Genomic DNA, 6,291 nt, shown 5'->3' on the forward strand with positions numbered 1-6,291 from the left:
CGCGCTATCCCGGGTTGCGCATCAGGTCGAGCATCTCCCGCACCGCGCGGTCGAAGCCCACCAGCACGGCGCGCGCGACGATGGCATGGCCGATGTTCAGCTCGTCGATTTCGGTGATGCGGGCGATGGGCTGCACGTTGTCGTAGTTGAGCCCGTGGCCCGCGGCCACGCCCATCCCCAGCTTCGTGCCCGCCTTGGCCGCATCGACGATGCGCGCCAGCTCGCGTGCGCGCTCCTTCTCGTTGCGAGCCTCGCAGTAGCGTCCCGTGTGCAGTTCGATGCGGTCCGCGTTCACCTTGTGCGACGCGCGCACCTGGTCCAGGTCCGGGTCGATGAACAGCGAGACGGTGATTTCGCCGTCCTTGAGGTTCTTGATGATCTTCGCGACGTGCTCGCGCTGACCGGCGACCTCCAGGCCGCCCTCCGTGGTGAGCTCCTCGCGGCGCTCCGGCACCAGCGTCACCACGTCCGGCTTGTGCTCGTAGGCGATCTTCACCATCTCCGTGGTGGCCGCCATCTCGAGGTTCAGCAGGGTCTGCGTCGTCTCACGCAGGATGCGCAAGTCGCGGTCCTGGATGTGGCGCCGGTCCTCACGCAGATGGATGGTGATTTGCTGCGCGCCGGCCAGCTCCGCCATGGCCGCGGCCGTCACGGGGTCCGGATAGGTGGTGCGCCGCGCCTGCCGCAGCGTCGCCACATGGTCCACGTTGACACCCAGTCGCTGTCCCATCGACCGCACCTCGCTTGATGCGCGGTCCCGGGATTGTCGGGGGCCCCGGCACGCGCTGGCCCCTCTAATCGCGGCCAGCGTCCGGAAGTCAACCGTCGTGAACGACGACTAGCGATTGCACGCCTTGGACAGGGCCTCGGCGATGTCCTTCGCGTAGGCCTCGTTGCGCGTGGCGTCCTCGCCTTCAATGAGGACCCGGACCTTGGGCTCGGTGCCGGAGAAGCGGACGAGCACGCGGCCGGAGTTGCCGAGCTTCTGCTCCACGGACTTGATGATTTTCATCACCTCCGGCATCTCGCCCAGCTCCTTCTTCTGCTTCACCACCACGTTGACCAGTGTCTGCGGCACCGGCTCGAAGATGGAAGCCAGCTCGCTCAGGGGCTTGCCCGCGCGGCACATCACCGCGAGGAGCTGGAGCGCCGCCAGCGTGCCGTCACCCGTCGTCGTGTGGTCCAGGAAGATGAGGTGGCCGCTCTGCTCGCCGCCCAGGTTGTAGCCGTTGCGGCGCATCTCCTCGACGACGTAGCGGTCACCCACGCGCGTGCGAGCCACCTTCACGCCCCAGCGCGCCACCGCGCGCTCCAGGCCGATGTTGCTCATCACCGTGGAGACCAGGACCTTCTTCTTGAGCTGCTTGCGAGCCATCAGCTCGCCGGTGCAGATGGCCATGATGGCGTCGCCATCCACGACCTTGCCCTTCTCATCCACGACGATGAGCCGGTCGGCGTCGCCGTCCAGCGCGATGCCCAGGTGGGCGCCGTGCTTGATGACCGAGCGCGCCAGGTTCTCCGGGAACAGCGCGCCACACTTGTGGTTGATGTTCTTGCCGTCCGGCGACACGCCCAGGGTGATGACCTTGGCGCCCAGCTCCTCCAGCACCGCGGGCGCCGTCTTGTAGGCCGCGCCGTTGGCGCAGTCGACGACGATGGTCAGCCCCTCCAGCGTCAGCTCGCGGGGGAAGGTCGCCTTGAGGAACACGATGTAGCGGCCCCGCGCGTCCTCCATGCGGAACGCCCGGCCAATCTTCGTCGCGGTGGGGCGGATGGAGTCGATGGCGCCCGTGGAGAGCAGCTCTTCAATCTTGCCCTCCGTCTCGTCCGGCAGCTTGAAGCCGTCGCGCCAGAAGAACTTGATGCCGTTGTCCTCGTACGGATTGTGGGACGCGGAGATGACGGCGCCGGCGTCGGCGCGCATGGACGTGGTGAGGTTGGAGATGCCCGGCGTCGGCAGCGGACCGACGAGCTCCACGTCGACGCCCATGGACGTCAGGCCCGCGGCGAGCGCCTGCTCCAACATGTAACCGGACAACCGCGTGTCCTTGCCCACGATGACGCGGTGCCGGTGCGGCCCGTTGCGGATGAGGAACGCGAGTGCCCGCCCGAGCTGCATCGCCACTTCCGCTGTCATCGGGTAGACGTTCGCCTTTCCGCGAACCCCGTCCGTACCGAACAGCTTCTGTGTCGTGCGCTCCTCCTTCGGAGGCATGTTCATCCTGTACGCCATGGTGCCGCTCCACCTTTCCCACGCCGGGCCTGTGCCGGTCGCTCGACGTCGGGGCTTATACCCCGCCCACCGCCGGGGCTCGAAGGTAGGGCCCCAACGCCTCCCTGGCAACGGCCCGGCCTTGCAGGCTCTATCACCCCTGAACAACGGTGCGAAAACGATACCAGGACCCACTCGCGGGGCCCACACCACGAGGGCCACGCCGCGTGGCCCCTCGTCCACGCACGCTCACCGTCCGAGCAGGGTGCCTCCGTCACGGGCGGACCGGATGGCATCGGCGACCACGAGCGCATCACGCGCCTCGGCCACGTCGTGGACGCGGACGACATCCGCGCCACCCAACACTGCCATCGCCGCCACGGAGCCCAGTGTCGCCGCGAGCCGCTCGCCCGCCGGCTTGCCGCCCGTCAGCGCCCCCAGGAAGCCCTTGCGACTGGTGCCCACCAGCAGGGGCAGGCCCGACACGCGCAGCTCCCCCAGCCGCCGCAGCAGGTAGAGGTTGTGGTCGAACGTCTTGCCGAAGCCAATGCCAGGGTCCAGCAGGATGCGCTCGCGAGCGACGCCCGCCGAGGTCGCCAGCCGCACCGAGTCGTCGAGGAAGTCGAGCACCTCGTCCATCAGGTCCTCGTAGCGCGGAGCCTGCTGCATGGTGTCGGGTGTCCCCTGGATGTGCATCAGGCAACAGGCGGCGTTGGACTCGGCCACGGCGCGGGCCAGCTCCGGGTCCGAGCGAAAGCCGGTGATGTCGTTGACCAGATGCACGCCTGCCTTCAGCGCCGCGCGCGCCACCGCGGCCTTCGTGGTGTCCACCGAGAGGGGCACGAAGGTGCGAGCGCGAAGGCCCTCGATGACCGGCAGCACGCGGGCCACCTCCTGCTCGGCGGTGACGGCCTGGGAGCCGGGGCGCGTGGACTCACCGCCCACGTCCAGCAGGTCCGCACCCGCCTCCGCCAGGGCGAGTCCATGCGCGATGGCCGCCTCCGCGCTCAGGTAGCGGCCCCCGTCCGAGAAGCTGTCCGGCGTCACGTTGACCACGCCCATGACGTAGGTGCGCGAGCCCCACTCGAACGTGCGCGCCCCCAGCACCATCGACCCGGGCGACTTCCCAGCATCCAGGCCGCGCGCCAGCGCGCTCGCCAACTCCTCGAGCACGCCGCCCTCGCCGCGCGCCAGGGCCATGAGCCGCTCGAACTGCTCGCGACGGCCCGACAGCAGCCCCACGCCGGGGCGTGAGCGCACGTCACCGGAGACCCACGAAGGATGCTCCTCGCGTCCAGGCACGAGGGCCCGCTCGGGGAGTGAGTGGAGGAAGGCGCCCACGTCCTTCGTCAGGCCGGTGAGCAGGAGCTGAGCGTGCGGCAGCTTCTCCAGCAGGTACTCGCGCGCGGGCGTGGGCAGGCCCATGCGCCGGAAGGCCAGCGTCAGGTCCTCTGGACGGTCGGCGCTGATGGGGCGGGCACGAATCATGGGAAGTGACTCCAGGGCACCGCGCCACCCTACCCCGTGAGCCACGCGCCTGGCCGCTGGAAGCAAACCCGAGAGCGCGCGGCCCGCAAAGCAGAAGGCCCTCCCCGACAGCGGGAAGGGCCTTCGTCACTTCGGACAGCGGCGAGACTACGCCTTGTTCGGCTCCATCTTCGGCAGCCCATCCAGGGCGTCGAGGATCTTCCGCTTGTCCTTCTTCTCCGTCGCCTTCGGGGGCGCATTCACGCGCGGGGGCGGGCGCTCACGGGTGAGCTGACCACCCTGCAGGAGGATGTTCACGTCCTCGGCGTCCAGCGTCTCGTACTCCACCAGGGCGTCGGAGACGCGGTGGAGCGCGTCCAGGTTCGCCGTCAGCAGGCCCTTGCCGCGCTCGTAGCAGCCCACCACGATGGCGCGAACCTCGGAGTCGATCTCCCGCGCGGTGTCCTCGGAGTAGTCCTTGGACGAGTTGAAGTCGCGGCCCAGGAACACCTCGCCGTCGCTCTTGCCGAACGCCAGGGGCCCCAGCTTCTCGCTCATGCCCCAGCGGCACACCATGGCGCGCGCCGTCTCGGTCGCCCGCTCGATGTCGTTCGCCGCGCCGCTGCTCATCTCGTTGAAGAGCAGTTCCTCGGCGATGCGGCCACCCATGGCCATGGCGATCTGGTCCAGCATCTGCTTCTTGTACCCGTTGACCTTGTCCTCGGTGGGAAGGCTCCAGGTGACGCCGAGGGCCTGACCGCGCGGGATGATGGTGACCTTGTGGAGCGGGTCGCATCCCGGCAGCAGCTTGGCGAGCAGCGCGTGCCCCGCCTCATGCACCGCGGTGTTCTTCTTCTCCTTCTCGGTCATGATCATCGACCGGCGCTCCGGGCCCATGAAGACCTTGTCCTTGGCGGCCTCGAAGTCGCTCAGGTCCACGCGCTCCTTGTTCTGCCGCGCGGCCATCAGCGCCGACTCGTTCACCAGGTTCTCCAGGTCCGCGCCCGTCATGCCCGGCGTACCGCGAGCGATGACCTCCAGGTCCACTTCCGGAGCCAGCGGCACGCGGCGGGTGTGCACCTTCAGCACGCCCAGGCGGCCCTTCAGGTCGGGACGCGGAACCACGATGCGGCGGTCGAAGCGACCCGGACGCTGCAGCGCGGGATCCAAAACGTCCGGACGGTTCGTCGCGGCAATCAGGATGACGCCGTCGTTGGACTCGAAGCCGTCCATCTCCACGAGGAGCTGGTTGAGCGTCTGCTCACGCTCGTCGTGCCCACCGCCCAGGCCGGCGCCACGGTGACGACCCACGGCATCGATTTCGTCGATGAAGATGATGCAGGGGGCGTTCTTCTTGCCCTGCTCGAACAAGTCGCGGACTCGGCTGGCGCCGACGCCCACGAACATCTCCACGAAGTCCGAGCCGGAGATGGAGAAGAACGGCACGCCCGCCTCGCCGGCCACGGCCCGCGCGAGCAGCGTCTTGCCCGTTCCCGGGGGGCCCATCATCAGCACGCCCTTCGGGATGCGACCGCCCAGCTTGGTGAACTTCTTGGGGTCCTTCAGGAAGGCGACGATCTCCTCCAGCTCTTCCTTGCACTCGTCCACACCGGCCACATCCGCGAAGGTGACCTTGTTGTGGCTCTCGCTCAGGAGCTTGGCCTTCGACTTCCCGAAGGTCATCGCCTTGCCGCTGCCCCCCTGGAGCTGGCGCATGAAGAAGATGAAGAAGAGGAACAGGAAGACGACAGGCATCCACTGACCAAGGATGGTCAGCCAGAGGCTGTTCTGCTCCTCCCGCTCATACTTGACGTCCACTCCGTTGTTGCGGAGCTGGTTCAGCATGGCCGCGTCCGGCGCGGGGCCCGTCGTGCGGAACTTCTCGCTCGTGTCGACGAACTTGCCGGAGTAGGTGTTGCCCTTGACCGCCACTTCCTTGACCTTCTTCTCCTCCACCTTCGTCAGAAGCTGGGTGAAGGAGGGCTCCTGGACCTGGTCGTTGCCCTGGGAGAAGAAGTTGTAGAAGGCGACGAAGAGGACGATCAGGATGACCCAGAGCCCGATGGTCTTGTAAGTCGAACGCACGTGTCAGCTGCCCTTTCGGTACTCGGCGGGATGAGGGCCGCGCCGGGAGAAACCCAGCCTTTTCAGTCGTTTGCCCGACACCAGGCGAGCTCCCCTGTCGTCGGACCGTATCAGCAACAGCAAAACGCCCTCAACTATTTAGGGGCCGCGACCAACCCCCGACAACTCTCATTCCACTCTATAACGAAGGGGTCCGCTGAATGCTCGGACCCGGGGGTGTCGCCCACAGGTAGTGTCCGGAAACATCCGCCCTGCCGGGCGGAGGCATCCAGAGTCCCGGAAGCCACACCACCGTGCCCGAGGCGTCCAGCACCACCGGCCGCGAATCTCTCGACTCCGCGGGCACTCGAAGATCCACCAACACATCTTGAAGCCGGCGTTGTCCCGCGCTCATCCGGACCTTGTCCCCCGGCTTGCGTGTCCGCACGGTGAGCGGCCAGTTCACATCCCCCGCCAGCGCCAGCCCATGCACTCCCTCGGGAGGTGCGTGGTCCGCCACGCGGAACGCCCACCCCGTCCCCTCCAGC

At 67.9% G+C, this 6,291-nt stretch carries 5 protein-coding genes; all 5 read right to left on the bottom strand.

Annotation, left to right across the window (positions count from 1 at the left end; genetic code table 11):
- Positions 1 to 4: 4 nt before the first annotated feature.
- Positions 5 to 730: a pyridoxine 5'-phosphate synthase gene (locus HR086_RS19850; protein ID WP_141646196.1), complete on the bottom strand. Its 726-nt coding sequence runs from the start codon at positions 728 to 730 to the stop codon at positions 5 to 7.
- A 108-nt stretch (positions 731 to 838) separates the two neighbouring features.
- The gene (gene glmM, locus HR086_RS19855; protein ID WP_141646197.1) at positions 839 to 2,233 is read right to left on the bottom strand and encodes a phosphoglucosamine mutase; all 1,395 of its coding nucleotides are present in this window, start codon (positions 2,231 to 2,233) and stop codon (positions 839 to 841) included.
- 228 nt (positions 2,234 to 2,461) lie between these two features.
- A complete protein-coding gene (folP, locus tag HR086_RS19860; protein WP_174456802.1) occupies positions 2,462 to 3,700 on the bottom strand; it encodes a dihydropteroate synthase in 1,239 nt (412 codons plus the stop codon).
- A gap of 147 nt (positions 3,701 to 3,847) precedes the next feature.
- Positions 3,848 to 5,764 carry an ATP-dependent zinc metalloprotease FtsH gene (gene ftsH / locus HR086_RS19865; protein ID WP_141646199.1) on the bottom strand — a complete coding sequence of 639 codons (1,917 nt, stop codon included), beginning with the start codon at positions 5,762 to 5,764 and terminating at the stop codon, positions 3,848 to 3,850.
- 178 nt (positions 5,765 to 5,942) lie between these two features.
- Positions 5,943 to 6,291 (bottom strand): tRNA lysidine(34) synthetase TilS (gene tilS, locus HR086_RS19870; protein ID WP_174466390.1); only part of this gene is annotated, 349 nt, incomplete at its 5' end.

Origin of the sequence: Myxococcus sp. CA039A (genome assembly GCF_013336645.1) — a bacterium.
In the GTDB taxonomy this organism is placed as follows: Bacteria; Myxococcota; Myxococcia; order Myxococcales; family Myxococcaceae; genus Myxococcus; species Myxococcus llanfairpwllgwyngyllgogerychwyrndrobwllllantysiliogogogochensis.

What these genes read in the sequence shown, in the direction of transcription:
- glmM (WP_141646197.1), bottom strand. Translation starts at nt 2,233, where the DNA reads ATGGCGTACAGGATGAACATGCCTCCGAAGGAGGAGCGCACGACACAG.
- folP (WP_174456802.1), bottom strand. Translation starts at nt 3,700, where the DNA reads ATGATTCGTGCCCGCCCCATCAGCGCCGACCGTCCAGAGGACCTGACG.
- HR086_RS19850 (WP_141646196.1), bottom strand. Translation starts at nt 730, where the DNA reads ATGGGACAGCGACTGGGTGTCAACGTGGACCATGTGGCGACGCTGCGG.